23 protein-coding genes and 1 pseudogene are annotated in these 22,645 nt (G+C 42.5%); 15 read left to right on the top strand and 9 right to left on the bottom strand.

Features of this window, described 5'->3' with window-relative positions; translation table 11 throughout:
- Positions 1-9 precede the first annotated feature (9 nt).
- The 3 genes from AC1DUD_RS02810 to AC1DUD_RS02800 form a co-directional block, all read right to left on the bottom strand.
- Positions 10-924: an alpha/beta hydrolase gene (locus AC1DUD_RS02810; protein WP_477371351.1), complete on the bottom strand. Its 915-nt coding sequence runs from the start codon at positions 922-924 to the stop codon at positions 10-12.
- 341 nt (positions 925-1,265) lie between these two features.
- Positions 1,266-2,358 (bottom strand): peptide chain release factor 2 gene (gene prfB, locus AC1DUD_RS02805; protein WP_477371348.1). Its coding sequence is split into 2 segments (ribosomal slippage): positions 1,266-2,297 and positions 2,299-2,358, totalling 1,092 coding nucleotides; the frame shifts between segments, so codons are not numbered across the junction.
- A 99-nt stretch (positions 2,359-2,457) separates the two neighbouring features.
- Entirely contained in the window at positions 2,458-2,895 is a 438-nt protein-coding gene (locus AC1DUD_RS02800) for a hypothetical protein (protein WP_477371345.1), read from the bottom strand.
- Positions 2,896-3,148: 253 nt separating this feature from the next.
- Here AC1DUD_RS02800 and pgi point away from each other — a divergent pair, with 253 nt between their 5' ends.
- Positions 3,149-4,795, top strand: coding sequence for a glucose-6-phosphate isomerase (gene pgi, locus AC1DUD_RS02795; protein ID WP_477371342.1), 1,647 nt, complete (start codon positions 3,149-3,151; stop codon positions 4,793-4,795).
- Positions 4,796-4,930: 135 nt separating this feature from the next.
- Here the strand turns inward: pgi and AC1DUD_RS02790 are convergent, their stop codons facing one another.
- From AC1DUD_RS02790 to AC1DUD_RS02770, 5 genes are all read right to left on the bottom strand, one after another.
- Positions 4,931-5,326 (bottom strand): DUF805 domain-containing protein, encoded by a 396-nt coding sequence (locus tag AC1DUD_RS02790; RefSeq protein WP_477371339.1) that lies wholly within the window; start codon positions 5,324-5,326, stop codon positions 4,931-4,933.
- Between the two features lie 199 nt (positions 5,327-5,525).
- Entirely contained in the window at positions 5,526-6,602 is a 1,077-nt protein-coding gene (locus tag AC1DUD_RS02785; RefSeq protein ID WP_477371336.1) for a glutaminyl-peptide cyclotransferase, read from the bottom strand.
- A gap of 5 nt (positions 6,603-6,607) precedes the next feature.
- On the bottom strand, positions 6,608-6,976 hold the full coding sequence (locus AC1DUD_RS02780) for a YraN family protein (RefSeq protein ID WP_477371332.1): 369 nt from the start codon (positions 6,974-6,976) through the stop codon (positions 6,608-6,610).
- Entirely contained in the window at positions 6,976-8,919 is a 1,944-nt protein-coding gene (gene dnaG / locus AC1DUD_RS02775) for a DNA primase (protein WP_477371328.1), read from the bottom strand. The genes AC1DUD_RS02780 and dnaG overlap by 1 nt, the downstream gene beginning before the upstream one ends.
- 49 nt (positions 8,920-8,968) lie before the next feature.
- Positions 8,969-9,838: a DMT family transporter gene (locus tag AC1DUD_RS02770; RefSeq protein ID WP_477371325.1), complete on the bottom strand. Its 870-nt coding sequence runs from the start codon at positions 9,836-9,838 to the stop codon at positions 8,969-8,971.
- Positions 9,839-9,951: 113 nt separating this feature from the next.
- Here AC1DUD_RS02770 and AC1DUD_RS02765 point away from each other — a divergent pair, with 113 nt between their 5' ends.
- The 12 genes from AC1DUD_RS02765 (at position 9,952) to AC1DUD_RS02710 (ending at position 20,882) form a co-directional block, all read left to right on the top strand.
- On the top strand, positions 9,952-10,443 hold the full coding sequence (locus tag AC1DUD_RS02765; protein WP_477371322.1) for a hypothetical protein: 492 nt from the start codon (positions 9,952-9,954) through the stop codon (positions 10,441-10,443).
- 48 nt (positions 10,444-10,491) lie between these two features.
- Entirely contained in the window at positions 10,492-10,707 is a 216-nt protein-coding gene (locus AC1DUD_RS02760; RefSeq protein WP_477371319.1) for a hypothetical protein, read from the top strand.
- 192 nt (positions 10,708-10,899) lie between these two features.
- A complete protein-coding gene (gene asnS / locus AC1DUD_RS02755) occupies positions 10,900-12,336 on the top strand; it encodes an asparagine--tRNA ligase (protein WP_477371316.1) in 1,437 nt (478 codons plus the stop codon).
- Positions 12,337-12,435: 99 nt separating this feature from the next.
- The gene (locus AC1DUD_RS02750; protein ID WP_477371313.1) at positions 12,436-12,912 is read left to right on the top strand and encodes an SRPBCC family protein; all 477 of its coding nucleotides are present in this window, start codon (positions 12,436-12,438) and stop codon (positions 12,910-12,912) included.
- Positions 12,913-12,996: 84 nt separating this feature from the next.
- A complete protein-coding gene (locus AC1DUD_RS02745) occupies positions 12,997-13,539 on the top strand; it encodes an RBBP9/YdeN family alpha/beta hydrolase (RefSeq protein ID WP_477371310.1) in 543 nt (180 codons plus the stop codon).
- Between the two features lie 282 nt (positions 13,540-13,821).
- Positions 13,822-14,193 (top strand): methionine-R-sulfoxide reductase, encoded by a 372-nt coding sequence (locus AC1DUD_RS02740; protein ID WP_477371307.1) that lies wholly within the window; start codon positions 13,822-13,824, stop codon positions 14,191-14,193.
- A 559-nt stretch (positions 14,194-14,752) separates the two neighbouring features.
- Entirely contained in the window at positions 14,753-15,727 is a 975-nt protein-coding gene (locus AC1DUD_RS02735) for a ribonucleoside-diphosphate reductase small subunit (RefSeq protein ID WP_477371304.1), read from the top strand.
- Between the two features lie 155 nt (positions 15,728-15,882).
- Positions 15,883-18,255 carry a ribonucleoside-diphosphate reductase subunit alpha gene (locus AC1DUD_RS02730; protein WP_477371301.1) on the top strand — a complete coding sequence of 791 codons (2,373 nt, stop codon included), beginning with the start codon at positions 15,883-15,885 and terminating at the stop codon, positions 18,253-18,255.
- Positions 18,256-18,451: 196 nt separating this feature from the next.
- The gene (locus AC1DUD_RS02725) at positions 18,452-18,667 is read left to right on the top strand and encodes a cysteine-rich CWC family protein (RefSeq protein WP_477371298.1); all 216 of its coding nucleotides are present in this window, start codon (positions 18,452-18,454) and stop codon (positions 18,665-18,667) included.
- A gap of 141 nt (positions 18,668-18,808) precedes the next feature.
- Entirely contained in the window at positions 18,809-19,657 is an 849-nt protein-coding gene (locus AC1DUD_RS02720) for a hypothetical protein (protein ID WP_477371295.1), read from the top strand.
- A gap of 98 nt (positions 19,658-19,755) precedes the next feature.
- The gene (locus tag AC1DUD_RS02715) at positions 19,756-19,938 is read left to right on the top strand and encodes a hypothetical protein (protein WP_477371292.1); all 183 of its coding nucleotides are present in this window, start codon (positions 19,756-19,758) and stop codon (positions 19,936-19,938) included.
- A gap of 254 nt (positions 19,939-20,192) precedes the next feature.
- Entirely contained in the window at positions 20,193-20,882 is a 690-nt protein-coding gene (locus tag AC1DUD_RS02710) for a hypothetical protein (RefSeq protein ID WP_477371289.1), read from the top strand.
- A gap of 321 nt (positions 20,883-21,203) precedes the next feature.
- On the opposite strand, the pseudogene AC1DUD_RS02705 reads toward AC1DUD_RS02710, so the two are convergent.
- Positions 21,204-21,389, bottom strand: a pseudogene (locus tag AC1DUD_RS02705) (DUF6881 domain-containing protein); the annotation flags it as partial.
- Between the two features lie 262 nt (positions 21,390-21,651).
- Between AC1DUD_RS02705 and rpsL the strand changes: the two are divergent.
- The gene (gene rpsL / locus AC1DUD_RS02700; protein ID WP_073405808.1) at positions 21,652-22,065 is read left to right on the top strand and encodes a 30S ribosomal protein S12; all 414 of its coding nucleotides are present in this window, start codon (positions 21,652-21,654) and stop codon (positions 22,063-22,065) included.
- 19 nt (positions 22,066-22,084) lie between these two features.
- Positions 22,085-22,552: a 30S ribosomal protein S7 gene (rpsG, locus tag AC1DUD_RS02695; protein WP_121231910.1), complete on the top strand. Its 468-nt coding sequence runs from the start codon at positions 22,085-22,087 to the stop codon at positions 22,550-22,552.
- Positions 22,553-22,645 lie beyond the last annotated feature (93 nt).

The raw sequence follows: 22,645 nt of genomic DNA, 5'->3' as shown, positions 1-22,645 counted from the left end.
TATATCTATTTATTTCCCGCTCAAAAAGCCATTCTCTTCCAGCCATGAAGCAGCCCATTCAAACCATTTGCCCTTATTTTTAGAATTATTCATCCCAAAACCATGACCACCTTCCTGGAAAAGGTGCATCTCGGCTTTTACCTTATTTTTTAAAAGCGCGTCATAAAACAGCAGGCTATTTTGTACGGGTACAACATTATCATCCTCGGCGTGCACCAAAAAGGTAGGCGGCGTGTTGGCAGTTACTTGCTTTTCGTTTGAATATAGTTCTAACTGCTCTGCCGATGGGCTCTTACCTATCAGGTTTTCCCTTGAGCCTACGTGGGCATATTCGCCAAAAGAAATTACGGGGTAGATCAGCATCATAAAATCCGGGCGTACGCTGATGTTTTCTTTATCTTCAATAACCCGCTTATCAAAATGTGTTCCCTCGGTTGAAGCCAGGTGCCCGCCCGCCGAGAAACCTATAATACCTATTTTAGACGGATTAATATTCCATTCAGCTGCATTTTTACGTACGGTATATATAGCCATCTGCGCGTCCTGTAACGGGCCGATAGATTTATCGGCCATGATATCATCACTTGGCAAGCGGTATTTCAGCACAAAAGCCGTTACACCAATTTTGGCAAACTCCTGTGCAATTGCTTTGCCTTCATGATCCGAAGCCAGTCCGGAATACCCACCACCGGGGCAAACAACAATTGCAGCGCCGTTGGCTTCACCTTTTTCGGGCAGATAGGGGGTTAATGTTGGCTCCGTAACCAAGGTGATCCAGCTCCTGTCGTCTGTTTTTTCAACGTAATTCGCCGGGGCCTTTTTTGAGTTAGGCGCACCTTTAGGATAAAGCGGCATTGGTTTTTCCTGTGCGAAGGAAGCGAATGTTATAGCGGTCAAAACTAAGGCAGATAAGATGGTTTTCATATTTTTTAAAAGGCAAATTGGATCTGTCCAAAATACAATTAATCTCTTGAAAACAAAATGGAGTATCAGAAATGATACTCCATTTTTATACTATACCGTCATCCTGAACTTGTTTCAGGATCCCACTTGCATGGCCTACGCGTACTGCCGGGATACCGTGCGTGTGGGATGCCGAAATAAATTCGGCATGACCTTAATATTTCATGTCCCCTCGGGGTCTCTCGTAGAGGACCCTGAGGTTCACCGCGCTAAACATCTACAAAGACTATTCAGAATGGATAATCTGCATGGCGTATACCTCAGGGTCCTCTACGAGAGACCCTGTGAGCGCTTTTTGCTTTCTACGTTTTCGGTCCGCCAAATTCCATCAGGTAGGCTTTCAGGAAATCATCCAGGTCGCCGTCAAGCACTGCTGCGGCATTGGAGGTTTCATGATCGGTACGCAGGTCTTTCACCAGTTTGTACGGATGCAAAACGTAGTTACGGATCTGTGAGCCCCACTCTATCTTCTTTTTGTTGCCCTCAATAGCGTTGCTCAGCTCCATACGCTTGCGCATCTCAATTTCATATAACTGCGATTTAAGCAAACGGATAGCGTTATCCTTGTTCTGCAACTGTGAGCGCGATTCCTGGTTTTTGATAACGATCCCCGATGGTTTGTGGTATAAACGTACGGCGGTTTCCACCTTGTTCACGTTCTGCCCGCCGGCACCACCCGAGCGGAAGGTTTCAAACTCGATATCAGCCGGGTTTACCTCAATTTCAATAGTATCGTCAACCAGTGGATATACATACACCGAAGCAAACGAGGTATGACGCTTAGCGTTGGCATCAAAAGGCGATACGCGCACCAAACGGTGTACACCATTTTCTCCTTTTAAATATCCATAAGCAAATTCGCCTTCAAGCTGCAGCGTAACGGTTTTTACACCGGCCACGTCACCTTCCTGGTAATCCTGCTCGGTTACTTTGTAGCCGTTCTTTTCGCCCCACATAATGTACATACGCATGAGCATACCAGCCCAGTCGCAGCTTTCGGTACCACCGGCACCAGCTGTGATCTGGAGTACAGCATTCAGCTGATCCTCTTCGGCCGAGAGCATGTTCTTAAACTCAAGCTCTTCAACCACTTTTATGGCTGCATTATATTGTTCCTGCATTTCGGCCTCAGTGGCATCGCCACCCTGGTAAAATTCAAAAAGCACACCAGCGTCATCAACAGCAGCCACTACTTTCTGAAAGGCATCTGTCCATACTTTTTTTACTTTGATGGACGCCAGCACCTTTTCGGCCTCTTTAGGATGATCCCAAAAATGCGGACCTATGGTTATTTCCTGTTCTGCCTGCAATAATTCCAGCTTCTTATCAATGTCAAAGATGCCTCCTCAGGGAAGTTACTCTATCCCTTAAATCCTGAACTTGTTCTTTAGTCATGCGGCAAATATATATAATTTGAAAAATTGCTATAAATAAAAAGGCCTGCAAATTGTTTAACAATCAGCAGGCCATTCATTAGGCAGATGTAATAGTATGTTAGGCAACCATCAGGTTGTTCACAAGCGGGTTCAGATCAGTACGGTTACCGTTCAGTTTAGTTAGCATGGTTCCCAAAGCAAATTCTTTGGCTTCACCGCTTTTGGTTTCTTTAACCAGCTCATTCATTACAGCCGGGATCAAAGCTTTGGCAACCGCCAAAGCATGCGCCGGATCGATACTGTAAAAATTATTAAGCTTGTTGGCAAAACTGTAAGTTATGCTTGATACTAATGAATTGTTGTACTTACCCGAAAACTGAAAATATTTTATTAGCTCTTTCACCTTGCCACTTTCAAGCTGGCCTTTCAATACTTCAATAATGGAACTTGAAGCTTCATTGATCACTGCTTCATGATATTTAGCAGGAATTACCGGGTTATCAATAACAGCCGTCCCGGCGTTATCTTTTACAAGCAAAAACAGTTTTTCAAACATAGTATTACGTGTTTTTAAAGTAAATTTACAAATTGATGATAAATACCTCATTTGATTACCATCGACACAAATATATCAAATAAAAATTTTAAACTTCAAAATATATTTATAATTTCTTTGTAATATTCATAATTTTTAGGTGTAAAACAAACACTATGCCCGCCGTGTTTAATAAACACTAAGACAGACAATTATTTTATTTAACAAGCACCTTCCAATTAACTTTTTACTTTTGTTAAAAAACAACACAATTATGCTGCCAACTACCGATTTTACAACAACCCAGGCTTACAAATATCTTACAGATCATTACATTGATATTGTATCAAAAAGCCTTAAGGAAATGTTTGATGCTGATGACCAGCGATTTAATAAATTCTCGATCCAGTTTGAGGATATCCTGCTTGATTATTCAAAGAACCGTATCGACGATGAAACCATCGCTTTGTTGATACAACTGGCCAAAGAATGTTCACTAAAAGAGGCGATAAACGCCATGTATTCGGGCGAAAAGATCAACGTTACGGAAGGCCGGCCAGTACTGCACATCGCATTACGTAACCGCAGCAACACCCCTATTTATGTTGATGGTAAAGATGTTATGCCTGATGTAAATAAAGTGCTTGATCAGATGAAATCTTTCAGCGAGGCCATTATTTCGGGCGAATGGAAAGGTTACACGGGTAAAGCTATTACCGACGTAGTTAATATTGGCATTGGCGGCTCTGACCTTGGCCCGGTAATGGTTACCGAAGCGTTAAAAGCATACAAAAATCATTTAAACCTCCACTTTGTAAGTAACGTGGATGGTACACATATAGTTGAAACCCTGAAAGCGGTTGATCCTGAAACTACCCTTTTCCTGGTTGCTTCAAAAACTTTTACTACGCAGGAAACTATGGGTAATGCCCACAGTGCCCGCGACTGGTTCCTGGCCAGCGGTGCTACCGAAGCTGATGTGGCTAAACATTTCGCAGCCCTTTCAACCAATGCCGCAGCTGTTGAAAAATTTGGTATCGACACCAAAAACATGTTTGAGTTTTGGGATTGGGTTGGCGGCCGTTACTCTTTATGGAGCGCTATCGGCTTGTCAATTGCCCTGAGCATTGGCTTTGAAAACTTTGCCGATTTGCTTGCCGGTGCCCACGCTACCGACAATCATTTCAAATCTGCCGAGTTTGACCAAAACATTCCTGTTATAATGGGCTTGATCGGTATCTGGTATAACAACTTCTTTGAGGCCGAAACCAATGTGATTTTGCCTTACGATCAGTACCTGCACCGTTTTTCGGCCTATTTCCAGCAAGGCGATATGGAAAGTAACGGTAAACATGTTGACCGTAATGGTAAAGATGTTGATTACTCAACCGGCCCGATCATTTGGGGCGAGCCAGGAACAAACGGCCAGCATGCTTTTTACCAATTGATCCACCAGGGCACTAAACTGATCCCTGCCGACTTCATCGCTCCGGCACAGTCACACAACCCGCTTGGCGAGCATCACAACATGTTGCTTTCAAACTTCTTTGCCCAAACCGAAGCTTTAATGAACGGCAAAACCGAAGAGGTAGTTATTGAAGAATTGAAAGCAGCCGGAAAATCAGGCGAAGAAATTGCTAAGATCGCTCCTTTCAAAGTTTTTGAAGGCAACCGTCCAACAAACTCATTCCTGATCAAAAAGATCACTCCGTACACTTTAGGCGCACTGATAGCCGCGTATGAGCATAAGATCTTTACCCAAGGCATTATCTGGAATATTTACAGCTTTGACCAGTGGGGCGTAGAGCTTGGCAAGCAACTTGCCGGCAAGATCCTTCCTGAGTTAAAAGATAACGCTGAGATCAGCAGCCACGATTCTTCAACCAATGGTTTGATCAATCAATATAAAGCGTGGAGGTAATCGCTCCCCAGCCCCTTAAGGGGGAGTTTTATAGATAACAAGAAACGCCCTGAAAATAATCCAGGGCGTTTCTTGTTATATGCCTTTCGCTGCCGCTGGTTAGCCATAGTACACAAACGATCTATAAATAAAGATTTATTCTTTTGTTTCTGAATAAGTTTCTGTTGATGATGCATTTTGATCAGGGAACGGGCTTTTGTAATCGTAAGGATCAAATGGGTCGTTTACAGCCTTTGGATTTTCACCATATTGATTTTCGCCAGCCCTTCCTTCCTGAAATATCAGTACAAAAAAATAGAAGGGGATAAGCTGATACCAACCGCTATTGCCTAAATCGTGACAACGTTTGGCTCCCTGCGACCATAAAAACCAAAGCATTGGAACTAATGCAAGAATCCCTACCCCTGCAATTGCGCTTCCCGACTCCATAACAGCGCGCGTCAACACATAACAAATTGCGTAAATAATAAAGCTGATGCCGTATTCGGTTCTGCGAATGCGACCTTCGAAAGAGAATAAATTTCGGAACATGATTTAAATGATTAGGTTAGGATTAAAGATATATTGTTAGACATAAAGCTAAAAATAAAAATTATTTATTTATTGCTGGCTCAACGGTTGAAAGTTAAAATTTTTGCTCAGGCCAATTATAGCAACAACGGCCCGGAAATTCCGGGCCGTTGTTATAAATCCTTCTAAAAATCATAGTCCCCTTTCAGGGGTTAGTGGCTCAAGGGGCAGGTAAAAACTTAACCTGGTACAAATGCGGCCACTTTTTGCCGGTTACAAACAGACGCTTACCTTTTTCATCCCAGGCTATGCCATTTAACACGTTGTTGTTCCAATCCCTGTCTTGCGGGCGGCTGGCTACCGGGTAAATCTCCTTCATATCAATCTTCTGCTCAACCGCGCCGGTTTTAGGATTGATCACCAGTATGTCATCAGTTTGATATACGTTAGCGTATATTTTACCGTTGATATATTCCAGTTCGTTTATCGAATCTATCTGTTTTTTATCATCACATACATCAATGTGGCCTATCTGGCGGTAATTATTCTTATCCAGGAACCAGATGCGGTTAGTGCTATCATCCATGTACAATTTATTACCATCATAACACATTCCCCAGCCTTCCGGGCCAATGTTATTAGCAAAATTATTAAGCAGCTTCAATGTCTTTTTATCATATACAAAGCCTACTTTTTCCCTATAAGTTAATTGAACTACCTTATCACCAACAACCGAAAGGCCTTCGCCAAAGTACTGAGTGTCGAGCTTAGTTTCCTGTAAAACCTTACCGGTATTCAGATCAACCTTGCGAATAGTTGAATATCCTTTTTCACCCGTACTTTCAAACATGATGCCATCAACATATTGCAGGCCTTCAGTATAAGCAGCGGTATCATGCGGGAATACCTTTTCAACCTTATAAGTGTACCTGGCAGGAGCTTTCGCTGCCAGTAACAGAATATTGGTAGATACCTCATTGCTTTTACCATCTGCATAAACCCTGGCGGTGATCATCCTGATACCTAAGCCAATGGTATCTGTTTTAAGGCTGATGCCCGCGGTATCCTTACTGGAAGTGATCTTTGCCGAATCGAGCAGGTAAACTACCGAATCGACTTTACTGCCGGTTGGATAGCCTACTTTAATGTCAATTTTATCGCCGGCTTTGTAGTTAGCGCCGGCATCGGGGGTTATGGTATAATCTGTAGCCCCGCTATCAGGTTTGTGGTTACAGCTGCAGCCGAAAGCCGTTAGGGCAAGGGCGGCAAAAAATAGCTTTAATTTAGTATTATTCATAAGTGTTATGTGGCCGAAGGCCAAAACGCATCTTCTATATGGTTTAGTATATAATTTCCGCTGCGGTCAAACAATATCGCAATGATATCAAACCTCACTTCGCCCTGGTGGTTCATGAGGTATATGTATTCATCAGCTGCCCCGGCAAGGAGTTTCTGTTTACGGTTATCAACAAAGTCTTCCGGTTCGCCAAAGCCATTGCCCGTGCGGGTTTTTACTTCTGTAAATATAATAACCTTGTCTTTATAAGCAATGATATCTATTTCAGCTTTTCCGAAAGTCCAGTTTTCATCAAGGATCTCGTAGCCTGCTTTTTCGAGGTGGGTTTTGGCTAATGCTTCACCGGTACGGCCAAGTTCAAGATGCCGGGCCATTATTTAATAATTACAGAGCCTAAAAAGTCGGATATAGATTTTTCCACTTTTTTCATACGCATATACTGGTTAAGCAGTATTTCCTGGTCGGCCTCTGTATCGGCTTTTTGAAGCTGTGTACGCAGGTCTTCCAGCATCTTGCCAACCTTATGTTTTTTAAGGTGGAAGATAGCGCCGAGGATAGTTGCCTTCATATTTACCTGCTCATCATTCACGGTAATCTTGTGCATTTCATACCAGTTGTCACTGAGCGAATACTTGCTGGCCAGCATGTTAATGGTCAAATCAACTATAGCTTTATCCTTATGGTGAATAAAATAAGCCTCATCCGGCAACACACCGTTTTCTACTTCGCGGCGGTAAATTTCTGTTATCTGCTTGCAAACCTGGTGATCAAAGGTAACATCGCTTAATTCAGCTATAATGAACGGGCCTATGTAGGTATTGGCAATACCATCCCAGTCAATCATACGGCTGCCGTAATGGAGCAGCAAACGCACTATTTCCTTTTCCTGGAAAGCATCATCCTTGGCAATTTGAGGCTCCGGCTCTATCGGCTCATCAAAAAAATGAGGCTCGTCAGGCATTTCGGCAAACCTGTTGTTTTGCTGTTGGCGCTGCTGCTCTTCCTTTTTTGCTTTAGCCGTGCGCATTTTGTTAAGCTCGGATAAAAGGGCGCGCTCATCTATCTGCAATAACCCGCTGCATTCTTTTATAAATACCGATGCTTTAATACTATCAGGAATTTTAGCGATACTTTCAACCACCTCACGGATCACGTCGGCTTTCTTTATTGGGTCGTTCCCAACTTCCTTAAGCAGGATCTGGGTTTTATAGAGGATAAAGTCTTTCTTATTCTCCTCGATATGCTTTTTAAAGGCGCTTGAACCTTTCGACTGTACAAACGAATCCGGGTCGTGGCCATCGGGGAACAATACCACCTTAACATTAAGCCCCGCTTCCAGGATCATATCCAAACCACGCAGCGAGGCCTTGATCCCTGCAGCGTCGCCATCATATAATATAGTGATATTTTGGGTAAAACGGGCAATGAGCTTGATCTGCTCAGCAGTAAGTGATGTGCCTGATGAAGCCACCACGTTTTCAACCCCAGCCTGGTGTACCGAAAGCACATCCGCGTAACCTTCTACCAGGTAACAGTTATCCTGCTCACGAATGGCCTTTTTAGCAAAGTAAAGCCCGTAAAGTACGTTTGATTTATGGTAGATCTCCGACTCGGGCGAGTTAACGTATTTGGCTACGTTTTTATCTTTTTTAAGCGTACGACCACCAAAACCGATTACCCTGCCCGTAAAACTGTGGATCGGGAACATAACCCGGCCGCGGTACCTGTCAAACAGCGCGCCGTTATCCCGCTTTACTGACAGGCCGCTTTCAACCAAAAATTGCTCTTTATAGCCGTTCCGGATGGCCGCGCCGGTAAAAGCTTCCCATTGATCGGGCGAGTAGCCCAGCTCAAATTTTTTAATGGTATCAGCTGTAAAGCCACGTTCCTTAAAATAGCTGAGGCCAATGCTTTGACCTTCCTCCGTATCAAGCATGGTTTCGTGAAAAAACTTAGCGGCAAATGCCGATACGATCATGAGGCTTTCCCGGCGGAGCTCCTCCTCACGGTTTTCAGGCGCTTCGACAGTTTCTTCAACCTCGATGCCGTACTTTTTGGCCAGCCATTTCAAGGCTTCAGGGTAACTGAATTTCTCCAGCTCCATTAAAAATGTAACCGCCGAACCACCTTTGCCTGTAGAGAAGTCTTTAAAAATACCTTTTGCAGGAGATACCGTAAAAGAGGGCGTACGCTCATTAGCAAAAGGTGAAAGGCCTACGTAGTTAGCCCCGCGTTTTTTTAACTGCACAAATTCCCCTATCACCTCCACAATGTCGGTGGCTTCCATAATACGGTCGATAGTGGATTTTTGGATCATGAGTTAGCTGCAAATGTAGGGCAAAACCTTATTGGATAATTAACAATCGTTAAGATACGATTTTATTTGCCTGATTACGTGGCTTTAAAAATGTTACGGCTATGCCAGCCAAAACAATGGCGCTGCCAACAATTTCATTAAAACCCAAACGCTCATGAAGCAAAAAAGCAGCAAGCAGCCCCGCAAAAACTGTTTGACTTAGCAAAGCGATGGATACTTTGGTAGATTCAAGGTACCGCAGCGAGTAGTTGATTGTGAGCCAACCCGCTAACTGGCAAATCAACCCCATCCCTATAAAACAAAGCCACACTTTTAATGTAAGATGAACAATATCATTATGCATATATCCATTTATCATTAATAAAAAAATACTGGCGCTAAGCATGCTGTAAAACATAAAACTAAATACATCAATACCTGCCATAATATTTTTAGTGATCATGATATAGGTAGCATAAAAAAAGCTGGCTAATACGGCCAATAATATGCCGGTATTAAGTTCCATGTGCAGGATATGTTCATAGCCTACCAGTATCACCATACCTGCAATAGCTATGAGCGTACCTATCCAGAACAACAGCCCGGAGCGTTTTCTTAAAAACAGGAAGCTCATCAGGCCCACCCAAACCGGCGCAAGGTTGGCTATAAGTGTTGAAACGGTAGCGCTGATCTTTAACAGCGAAATATTCCACACGGCAATATCAAGCGCAAATACCATTCCCGCGGCTACAGAGATAAGCAGCTGCTTTCTATCTACCTTAAGTTTTCTTTTGAATAAACAAAAAGGCGCAAGGCATATCCAGGCTACAAATACCCGGTAAAATGCCGAACCAATTGGTGATACCCCGGCAAGCTTCACAAATATTGGCGAAAAAGAGATACATAAAATACCAATAACAAGGCTCACCCTGGGATTCATAACGCGGTAAAATTAAATGAGCGGCAAACTTACTGAAAGCCTGCATAATATGCCTTACTTTTAAATACCTTTATATTCCCTGTACAATTTGTTAACCTGTCATCAACAAAGCAATGAGATATCCCTGGTTTATGATAGCCATAGCCGTGATGCTGCTTTTTTCGGCCTGCAAGAAAAAGGACTGCTGTAATTTTCCAGTCGCGCCAGATTTTATGCTCGCGCAAAAAAATGATACCCAATGGGAGGCTGATCCGTCCGGTTCAAACTCATTAGGCGATACCATTACTGTTTCAGGAAAAACCAACACCGGAAGCGAGGAAGAGCAAGTAGGTTTTAAAATTGTATTTGACGGCGTTGGGTATTATACACTTAAAGCAAACGAAAACTTTTACCGCATTACAAAAAACGGAACCTTGTTGGTTGAATACAAGCCAGACCCAACCCATCTTAGCTCGGCAACCATAATTTCGTATAACCGGGCCGATAAAATATTACAAGGTTTTTTTGAACTTAAGTTTCTGAAAGTGAACGACAACCCGTCGGGAACCCTTCCGGATAAAGTTTCCTTTAGCAAAGGCAAGTTTAAAGTCAAATTTAAATATTAATTGAAACAAGCCTTATTTATTATTCGTATTAGTTGTAAATTTAGCATTATGAAAAAAGTTTTATTTACAGCTGCCGCATTATCATTGCTGTTATTTGCAGGTTGCCAGAAAAATGGCGTAGCGCCTAAACAGGATAGCGTTGGTACTAAAAAGAGCATCCTTGACCAGTCGTCGCTAAACAAAAGAAAAGACACAATCATGGTTGGTGGCCAGGCGGCACCAAGCTTAAACCGTCGTGACACCATTATGGTATCAGGCAGGTAAGCGTCAAAAAGCAATGGCCGGGAACACTAATATGTTTCCGGCTGTGTTTTGAATCACAGGTTTCCATTTCCCCATTCCCCTCTTTCCCGATATCTCCCTTCCAATTTAACCGGCTGATGTTTTTTAGCTGACGTTTCAAAGTGTGCTTTGATAATTAATTGTATTTTTGCGACTCTAAAAATTATACATGATATGAGTCAGCGAACTAAGATCAAAGCATTGCTGCAAAGCCAGCAAACCGAAATTGATGTAACAGTTAAAGGATGGGTGCGTGCATTCCGTTCAAATCGTTTTATTGCTTTGAATGATGGCTCAACTAATAATAACATCCAGATTGTTGTCGACTTTGAAAATACCGACCCGGCTTTGCTTAAACGTATCACTGTAGGCGCTGCACTTAGCGTTGAGGGTAAACTCATTGCTTCTTTGGGTCAAGGCCAAACTGTTGAAGTTGTAGCTACCGAAATTGAGATTTTAGGCGACAGTGACCCTGAAAAATACCCTATCCAGCCTAAAAAGCACAGTTTGGAGTTTTTGCGCGAGCATGCCCACCTGCGTTTCCGTACCAGTACATTTGGTGCCATTTTCAGGGTGCGTAACAGCCTGGCATTCGCGGTGCACCAGTTTTTCCAGGAGCGCGGCTTTGTTTACCTGCACACACCTGTAATTACCGCTTCAGATGCGGAAGGTGCCGGCGAAACATTTCACGTTACCAACTTCGACCTGGATAACATCCCGAAAACTGATACCGGCGAGATCGATTTCAAGCAGGACTTTTTTGGTCGTGCTACCAATTTAACCGTATCCGGTCAGCTGGAAGGTGAACTTGGTGCTATGGCCCTGAGCGACATTTATACCTTCGGCCCAACCTTCCGTGCTGAAAATTCAAATACCACACGCCACCTGGCCGAGTTTTGGATGATTGAGCCCGAAGTTGCCTTTAACGATTTGGTTGACAATATGGACCTTGCCGAGGACATGCTGAAATATGTGATCAAATACGCGCTTGATAAAAACGCCGATGATATTGAGTTTTTAACCCAGCGCTTAACCGAGGAGGAAAAAACCAAACCGCAAAACGAGCGCTCAGAAATGACGCTGCTTGAAAAACTGCAGTTTTGCTTAACTAACGATTTCGAGCGCCTTACTTATACCGAGGCCATCGACATCCTGAAGGAATCGACCCCGAACAAAAAGAAAAAATTTGTTTACCCTATTGAAGGCTGGGGAACAGATCTGCAAAGCGAGCATGAGCGTTATTTGGTTGAAAAGCACTTTAAAAAACCGGTGATCCTTACCGATTACCCTAAGGAGATCAAAGCATTTTATATGCGCCAGAATGACGACGGTACAACCGTACGCGCTATGGATATCCTGTTCCCGGGCATTGGTGAAATTGTGGGCGGTTCACAACGTGAAGAACGTTTAGATAAGCTTGAACAACGCATGAACGAAATGGGCATCCCTACCGAAGAGCTTTGGTGGTATTTGGACACCCGCCGTTTCGGTTCTTGTCCGCATGCGGGTTTTGGCTTAGGGTTTGAGCGTTTGGTACTGTTTGTTACCGGCATGGGCAATATCCGTGATGTGATCCCTTTCCCAAGGTTCCCTAAGAACGCGGAATTTTAACCGTTGATTATTTTTTGATTTTTATGATTACGCTGATTATTTGCAAAGCGTAGTACTATATTTAGGCTGTTGTTATACAACAGCCTTTTTTTATACCATATGCCGTCACAGATCCTGCTTGCTACCCATATCAACGCCCCGGTTGACAAAGTTTTTGATATAGCCCGCAACATCGATGTACATGTGGAATCAACCAAACACACCGGCGAGCAGGCCATTGCCGGGCGAACAAGCGGCTTGATTGAACTTGGCGAAACCGTTACCTGGCGGGCCAAACATTTCGGTATTTGGCAAAACCTTAGCTCAAAGATCACCGAGATGGAGTATCCTTATCACTTTACCGATATCCAGGTTGAGGGCGCTTTTAAAAGCTTTACACACGAGCATTACTTTTACCCTATTCTTAACCAAACTATGATGCGGGATATTTTCACGTTTGAATCTCCGGGCGGGATATTGGGCGAAGCGGTGAACTATCTGTTTTTATCAAAGTATATGACGAGGCTGCTATTAAAGAGAAATGAGGTTATAAAGCAAATCGCCGAAGCCGCCCAGCCCCCTAAAGGGGGAGCTTAGCTGCTTTAGCGTCCTTCGGGCGACTGTTTAAAAATCCATATATTGAGCTTTCAATTATTAGAGTATTAGCTTCTTATTGAAACCATGACTTTTAATTCTGACATTCTTATACTTCCAGGGCTGGGCAATTCAGGTCCGCAACATTGGCAAAGCATTTGGGAAAAGCGCTTTAACTTTGCCCGTGTTGAACAGCAGGACTGGGAAACACCCGTTTGTGCAGACTGGGTAAAAACTTTAAATGAATATGTAAACCGATACGATCCGGCAAATGTGATATTAGTTGGCCATAGCCTTGCCTGTGCCGCCATAGCCTATTGGGCTTCACAATATAACATCAGCATAAAAGGGGCACTATTAGTTGCACCCAGCGATACCGAAGCAGATAGTTACCCATCCGGCACAACCGGCTTTGCCCCTGTACCTTTAACCGGGCTGCCGTTCAAATCAATAACTGTAATTAGTAACAACGATTTCTACGTAAGCCCTGAACGAGCACGGCTAATTGCAAACAGCTGGGGAAGTGAGATAGCGGATATAGGCGCTGCCGGCCATATTAATGTATCAGCAGGCTATGGCGAATGGGATGCAGGCCTCGAAATGTTGAAAAAACTGGATGCGGGATATTGAACTCGTGGTAGTTTAACTAAAAATCGTCATTGCTGAGGTACGAAGCAATCCCCAGGCAGCAGAGTAACTAAGCATATACCTCTGTAAACAGGGGATTGCTTCGTACCGCAATGACGCCGGTTTTATTTAGGTTCAAACATTTTCCCGCCTCGTCAAACCAGTGTAAACATCAACTGCTAAAACATAATATCACCCTAATTTGTCGTATCTTTATGTAGATGAAAAGCCGAAAACATTTCCTAATCGGCACAATCATAAAACAAATCGGAGTAATCAAAAAATATGGAATACAATCAATTAACGCCCGATGAAGAGAGGGTAATATTATACAAAGGCACCGAAAGGCCATTCACGGGTTCTTTACTGAACAACAAGGCACAGGGCTTATACGTTTGCAAACGCTGTGATGCACCGCTCTACCGGTCAGAAGATAAGTTTGAATCGTTTTGCGGCTGGCCAAGCTTTGACGATGAAATTGAAGGAGCCGTACGCCGTGTGGTGGATGCCGACGGTCGCAGGGTGGAAATTCTCTGTGCCAATTGCGGTGCCCACCTGGGCCACGTGTTTGAAGGTGAGTATATGACCGCTAAAAACACCCGCCATTGTGTAAATTCAGTGTCGATGAAGTTTGTTCCGGTTGAGGAAGCAAAATAATTCGTAAAACTTTGAGGAATACGCCCGTAGGTTGATGACTTACGGGCGTATTTGTTTTCCACATACCTGCTTGCAAGGGTCTTTTAACCCAGCATTTACATATTGATACCGGTGTAAAGCAAAAGCATTTCGTTATTGGCAATAATTGTCGGTGTTAAGTCAAGTAATTTATAATGTTAAATTATCGTAATCCGCAAGTATAAAGGCCTCCAAATTTCAATCAAATTTTTAATTGACTGTTTTCAAGTCCATTAATTTTTAATCAATATAACAAGTACCGCTAAAGTGTGGATAACTCGGGTGTTTGTGAAAAACTATCATTCACAACTACACATCTCAAACATTAACTTTGCTCTACAAGGTAATAAAAAAGTATTCGGCCGACAGCCTGATGCACTCGTCATCCTCTAATTAAACACCTGGCTGTCAGAAAGTTACAAAATACAATTGCCAAAGGGCAACCTAAAGGCATCAAAATTTAAAGCTTTATTGAAAAGTAAGGCTCGATTTCGTGTCTGAATACGTGATTGAAGAAAAAATTAAAAAAAGGTAGACATCTATGAGTTTGGAAAACGAATTATTACTGCGGGAAAACAAGGACCGGTTTGTTATCCTTCCCATCAAGTATCCCGCAATTTGGGAGATGTATAAAAAAGCGGAGGCCAGCTTTTGGACTGCCGAAGAGATCGACCTTTCGGACGATCTCAAACATTGGGAAAATCTTAATTCGGGTGAAAAACATTTCATTTCACACATCCTTGCATTTTTTGCTGCAAGTGACGGTATCGTGAACGAAAACCTGGCGGTAAACTTCATGAGCGAAGTTCAATTACCCGAAGCACGCTGTTTTTATGGTTTCCAGATCATGATGGAAAACATCCACTCAGAAACCTATGCGCTGCTTATTGATACTTATGTAAAGGATCCGGCCGAAAAAGACCGCCTTTTCCACGCGATTGATACCGTACCATGTGTAGGAAAAAAAGCGGAGTGGGCATTGAAATGGATCAACAACGGCAATTTTGCCGAACGGTTGGTGGCTTTCGCAGCGGTAGAAGGGATCTTCTTTTCAGGTAGCTTCTGCTCCATATTCTGGCTTAAAAAACGCGGCCTGATGCCAGGCCTGACTTTCAGTAATGAGCTGATCTCGCGCGATGAAGGCTCGCACTGTGAATTTGCCTGCTTATTATATGGCATGCTCGAAAACAAACTGCCGCAGGAACAGGTTACCAAGATCATTACCGACGCCGTTGAAATTGAAAAGGAATTTGTAACCGACGCACTGCCGGTTAACCTGATAGGCATGAACGCAAAACTGATGAACCAGTACATTGAGTTTGTGGCCGACAGGTGGCTGGGCGAACTTGGTTACGACAAATTTTACGGCGCAACCAATCCATTCGATTTCATGGAAATGATTTCATTACAAGGCAAAACAAACTTTTTTGAAAAACGCGTAGGCGACTATCAAAAAAGTGGCGTACTAAACGCATCGGCCGAAAGCAAAAGCTTTTCGCTTGATGATGATTTTTAGGGTTAGAGAGATTAGAGACTGGAGATAAGAGATTAGGTAATCCTAAATCAGGAAATCCTCAAATCAAGAAAATCAAGGTTCAGAATAAAATAATCAAATCACAATAATATTAACTTAAAAAAGCTTCGCTTTTAACGGGGCAAAGGAGGGGGAAAATGTTCGTAGTAAAAAGAGACGGTAGAAGAGAGTCCGTAAAATTTGACAAGATCACCGCACGTATTGAAAAACTGTGCTATGGGTTTCAATTAGTTGACCCTATTGATGTAGCTAAAAAGGTAATTGAAGGTTTATTTGACGGCGTCACCACCTCCGAGCTGGATAACCTGGCTGCCGAAACCGCCGCTTCATTAACCACCAAGCATCCTGATTATGCTTTGCTGGCATCGCGTATCGCGGTATCAAACCTGCACAAAAACACCATCAAATCGTTTTCTGAAACCATGCGCCTCCTGCATGAATATGTTGACAAGAAAATAGGTAAAGATGCATCGCTTATTGCTGATGACGTTTGGGAAGTGATCCAGGAAAATGCTGAGCTACTTGACAGCACCATCATTTACGATCGCGATTTTGGTTTTGATTACTTCGGTTTTAAAACCCTTGAAAAATCATACCTGTTAAAAATAGACGGTAAAATTGCCGAGCGCCCGCAGCACCTGTTCATGCGTGTATCTGTAGGCATCCACAAACATGACATTGAAAGCGCCATTAAAACATATCATTTAATGAGCGAGCGCTGGTTTACACATGCTACACCTACTTTGTTCAACGCTGGCACACCAAAACCTCAAATGTCGTCATGTTTCCTGTTAACTATGAAGGATGACAGCATTGAAGGTATTTATGATACGCTGAAACAAACTGCCAAAATTTCGCAAAGTGCAGGCGGTATCGGTTTAAGCATCCACAATGTAAGGGCTACAGGTTCATACATCAGCGGCACTAACGGTACCAGCAACGGTATCATTCCCATGCTGCGTGTATTTAATGATACTGCACGTTATGTTGATCAGGGCGGCGGTAAACGTAAAGGCGCTTTCGCTGTTTATTTAGAGCCTTGGCATGCCGATATCTTCGAATTCCTTGACCTGCGTAAAAACCATGGTAAGGAAGAAATGCGTGCACGTGACTTGTTCTATGCCCTTTGGGTATCTGACCTGTTCATGCAACGTGTTGAAGCTAATGAGGACTGGAGCTTGTTCTGCCCGCACGAAGCACCAGGCCTGGCAGATTGCTGGGGTAAGGAATTTGAGGCTCTTTATACTAAATATGAAAAAGAAGGCCGCCAGCGCCGTATTGTAAAAGCACAGGAATTGTGGTTTGCAGTATTGGATGCACAGGTTGAAACCGGTACACCATATTTATTATATAAGGATGCTGCTAACGGTAAATCAAACCAGCAAAACCTGGGTACCATTAAAAGCTCAAACCTTTGCACCGAGATCATCGAGTATACCGATGCTAACGAAGTAGCTGTTTGTAACCTTGCATCATTAGCATTGCCACGTTACATCAACAACGGTGCGTTTGATCATGATAAATTGTATGAAGTAACTTACCAGGCCACCATCAACCTTAACCGTATTATTGATGGCAACTACTACCCTGTTAAAGAAGCTGAATATTCAAACTTAAGGCACCGTCCTATCGGTTTAGGTGTACAAGGTTTGGCCGATACCTTCATCCAACTGCGGATGCCGTTTGAAAGCGAAGAAGCTAAACAACTGAATATCGAGATATTTGAAACCATCTACTTTGCAGCTATGACAGCTTCAAAAGACATGGCAATTCAAGATGGCGCTTATGAAACATTCAAAGGCTCACCATTGTCACAAGGTAAATTCCAGTTTGATCTGTGGGGAGTAAAACCAGAAAGCGGTCGTTGGGATTGGGAAAACCTGCGTTTAGATGTAATGAACCACGGCGTACGTAACTCATTATTAGTTGCACCAATGCCAACTGCTTCAACATCACAGATCCTGGGTAACAACGAATGTTTTGAACCATACACTTCAAACATTTACACCCGTCGTGTATTAAGCGGAGAGTTCATTGTAGTGAACAAATACCTGTTGCGTGACTTAGTAAACCTTGGTTTGTGGAGCACCAGCATGAAAGATAAGATCATCAGCGCTAACGGTTCAATCCAGGATATAGCTGAGATCCCTGCCGATATCAAGGCATTGTACAAAACTGTTTGGGAGATCAAAATGCGCAGCATTATTGATATGGCTGCCGACAGGGGCGCATACATTTGCCAGTCGCAATCATTGAACCTGTTCATCAACTCACCAAATGCTTCTAAACTGACTTCAATGCACTTCTATGCATGGAAAAAAGGCTTGAAAACAGGTATGTACTACCTGCGTACACAAGCAGCGTCGCAAGCGGTTAAATTCACAGTTGAAAACCAGGGCGGCAAAAACATGGATCCGGTTATCCCGGCCGTTGTTGACGCCGTTGCTGACGAAATCCCTGCGGGCCCTTCATGCTCAATGGAAGAAGGCTGCGTGACTTGTTCGGCATAAGTTTTTTTGTAGTCGGAAAGTCCGTAAGTCGGATAAGTCCGAAAGACAAAGAACAATAGATTTAAAGTCCATAAGTTTTAGCTTATGGACTTTTTTGGTTTAGTGTTATTGCATTGACATTCAACATCCATTTTATCAATACCTTTACCCTTGCTTCCGGACTTATCCGACTTATTGACTTTCGGACTGAAAAAAAATGACCAAACACGAAATTATCCGTTGCGAACGTTGCGAAACACCTTTTGAATGTAAAGCCAATTCATTCACCAAGTGTCAGTGCAGTACCGTGCAGCTTACCCTTAACGAAGTGCAGTACGTAAGCGAGTTGTATGACGGGTGCCTGTGCGCTAACTGCCTGCTCATTATTCAGCAGGAATACAGAGAAAGCGTGGGGTTGGTTCGATTAATTTGAACATAATTTTTACAAACGTCATTTCCTTTAAATCGTATCTTAACAATATCTATGAAATACTTGTTATTATACCTTTTTATAACCTTATCCTTAGCAACGTCAGCCCAAACCGCACCAATTAGGCGAACTTTTCGGTTTAAAATGTTAAATGCACAAACGGGGCAGCCGATGGCCTCTAAATGGTGTAGGATATTAAAAAATGCTGACGAATATGTTGATTGGGCCCATACAGATGCCGAAGGCATAGGAACCTTTACCGCACTCAATTATGATTCTACTGCCACTTACCAGGTCGAGATCGGCAATAGGGCAAACAACTTCGTAAAACCCGGTTTATTTGATATTACAGGCATTAAAAATTCTGTGCCTGTAATTAGCGTTTCACCTGCAAAAACGTCTGCATATTACACCTGCGGCGAAGTATTGTATGGAGGATATTATCCCCTCGAACCCTATGATATAACAGATTTACCCAAATCTATACAAGCAAAAACAAAAGCCGTATTAATCAACAGGGTTGGATATAACTTTTATAAAAGGTTAGTGCTAAACGGCGGGCAAATAGTTGATCTGAAAAAATTTTACGAACGAAACCCGAAAGCAAAAGAAAATGGCTGGATACCGGCGGTTTATTCACTATGCTTTATGGTTTGGGATAGCGTTGCTAATAAAAACCTTTATAGCTTCAGCCTCAAACTCAATCAACAAGGCAAGCTCATAGGTATAGTTGAACTGCCAGACATTAAACACTCTCCGGCCAAGGCGAAGATCATTAGCGAGGAAGAGGCGAAGGCCATCGCCCAAAAAGAAAATTTCGGAAATTCGGACGCGCGAATTCAGTATTCGGCCATTGAGGGAGCAATTTTATGGAATTTTGAACATCATGATCCCGGTCCCGCCGATTCAACCACCGTTACAAACCTTTTCATAAATGCGCATTCAGGAAAAATAGTCAGTAAAACTAAAGCTCATCGTTTATTTATGTACTAGATCATTACACATTTACAATCTCCATTAATCCTTTTCCATTTGCATCAGTCATATATGTGTACATCTTCAATAAAGATGATGATTAAAGATTTTACACCATGAAAAGGAAATTTGTTGCTTTGGCACTATTAATATCAGCAGTAGTATCCGTAACCTCAGGCTGCGTGGTACGTGAAGATTATGGTCACCATCACAGGTACCGTAACGGATATAACAACGGTTATAATAATGGCTACAATAACGGTAATGATCATGGTCATTATCATGATCGCGGTTATTAAGATTGTTAATTTAAGTTTTCCATAAGTAGTTTTTGAGTGATGAAAGAGGGCGCCGGATTTTTACCCGGCGTCTTTTTTTTATATATCCTTCAATTAGCTGTCACCGAATTTTATTGTGCACTTTATCATATAATATAATAAATTCAAAATTAAAAACGATAAAAATAAAAATTAACAGAATTTAATTCTGAATATTTTGTATTTTCAAAATCATTTTTTGTAAGTTTGGGTCATACATTATAAACCTATTAAAAATGACCAGCATTAAAATAACTAAAAGCTATATATGCAGGTTCGCATTTATAGTTGCATTTACTTTACCAATTGCCCCTGGCACCTTCCCCGTTATTGCAAAAGCAGCACATTCAACAACAATTATTGCCGATACGCCACTCAAGGCATTTGAAGGCATTTACCAGCTAAAGGAAAATGAGTTTAGGGTTTATAAGCTGATTGTTGATGGCGATAAATTAGTAGCCCAACAACTTGGTGGAGATGAAAAACTAACCTTAAACCGCAAATCAGATCTTGAATTTGAGCTTTTAGATGGCGACGGAGATGAAAAGATCCCGGTTGTATTTTCAAAGAATGAAGCCGGGGAGATCAGCCAGATTTCTTTGGGCGGCAGACAAGTATTCACAAAGATAAAAAGTTATACACCGCCTACCAAGGTTCAACTGAAACCTGAACAGATAAAAGTTTTAGCAGGCAAATACCAATCGGACGAAAGAGCTGATCTTTTTCTGCAAATCACTGCAACGCCTGCAGGCTTAACACTCAAGCAATCATGGGATGGCAAAGAGATCCATTTCAAACCATTATCGGATGTACTGTTTTTAAATCAACCTTTCGGCTTTCCCTTAAAGTTCACCAAAGATGCAAGCGGCAACCCCACCAAGGTATTGGCTTTTAACCGCGATACCTGGAATAAGGTAAAAGAATAAGCTCCTGATTAAACCATTATATAAAGTATTAAGGGCCGGCCCGCTGTTTCCTAAACCAGGTCACATCGGTAACCGGCCCGTTTTTGTACCTGTGGGTATAATATTAATAGAAACGGATTTCGCAATAGGGATGGAAGTGGATACCGGCCAAAGAGCGTAAGGCCTGCAGGCGTATGAACGTACAGCCCGGGCCGCAGGTATTGCCCTAATTAGTGATTGGAGGATGGATGTTAGTTTGGACTTGGTGTCTGAACTTGAATTAAACAACTAAACCCAGACTTACGAAGTTTTAAAAACTTCGTAAGTCTTTAGCAGCTCTTTTCAGCCTTCATTTGCCCATACTTGTTCAAATTCCTCACTGCTGATTTCAAATTCCGCAAATTCGTTCAGCTCCAGTGGCGCTTCTGAGAGTCCGTACAGATCTTCCTCATGATTTTCATCGTATTTTAAAACAGTTCCATTACTGTAAACCTCTATCTGCCTTACCACATAATCATCTTCGCCGCATTCAAAGTACCATAATGAAGCACCCCAGAAATCAAATTCATCTCCTCTTGATTCGTCTCAATTTCGTTTGTAATATTTCATCGTCTTAATAACTCATTCTAAATATCGCATTTATCAGCAAAACAAATGAGTTATATCAATCACACCCTCAATATCTTCCCTTCAAAAAAACTTTCACACAACTACTTGAAAATCAAAAATAATGTTCGTACTTTTGCAGTCCCGAAATGCGGGATAAAATTATTAGACAAAAAAGCAAGAAATGCCTACTATTCAGCAATTAGTTAGAAAAGGTAGAGTAGCTCTGGTTGACAAGAGTAAGTCACCAGCGTTGGACAGCTGTCCACAGCGAAGAGGCGTATGCACACGCGTGTATACCACTACCCCTAAAAAACCAAACTCAGCAATGCGTAAAGTTGCCCGTGTGCGCTTAACCAACGGAAAAGAAGTAAACGCTTACATCCCAGGTGAAGGTCACAACTTACAGGAGCACTCTATCGTTTTGATCCGCGGTGGTCGTGTTAAAGACTTACCAGGTGTACGTTACCACATCATCCGTGGTGCACTGGATACATCAGGTGTAGCTGGCCGTAACCAACGTCGTTCAAAATATGGTACCAAACGTCCTAAACCAGGTCAGGTAGCAGCAGCGCCAACAAAAGGTAAAAAGAAATAATTAAGGAGGATAGAAAGCAATGAGAAAGTCAAAACCAAAAAAGAGAATTATCCTTCCTGATCCAAAGTTCAATGATACTTTGGTAACAAGGTTTGTAAACAACATGATGTATGATGGTAAAAAATCAACCGCATACGCCATTTTTTACAACGCTGTTGAAATTGTTGAGAAAAAAACAAGCGAAAACGGCTTAGAAACCTGGAAAAAAGCTTTAAACAATGTTATGCCTGCTGTTGAAGTAAAAAGCCGCCGTGTAGGTGGTGCTAACTTCCAGGTACCTACAGAGGTTCGTCCGGAGCGTAAAATAGCTTTAGGTATGAAATGGTTGATCAGCTATGCACGTCGTCGTGGTGAAAAAACCATGATGGAGAAATTAGCAGGTGAGATCATATCAGCAGCTAAAGGCGAAGGTGCCGCTGTTAAGAAGAAAGAAGATACGCACAAAATGGCTGAGGCTAACAAAGCGTTCTCACACTTCAGGTTCTAATTAAGGATTACACCGATATAAAAGGATTACACCGATTATATATTAAGATTATATTGTTTTACTATGATTGCGCCTTTTAGGCATAATCGCAAT

It is taken from the genome of Mucilaginibacter sp. P4_A11, from assembly GCF_056402535.1.
Note: the sequence above shows the minus strand (reverse complement) of the source record. Positions and strands in the feature narration are given on the sequence as shown.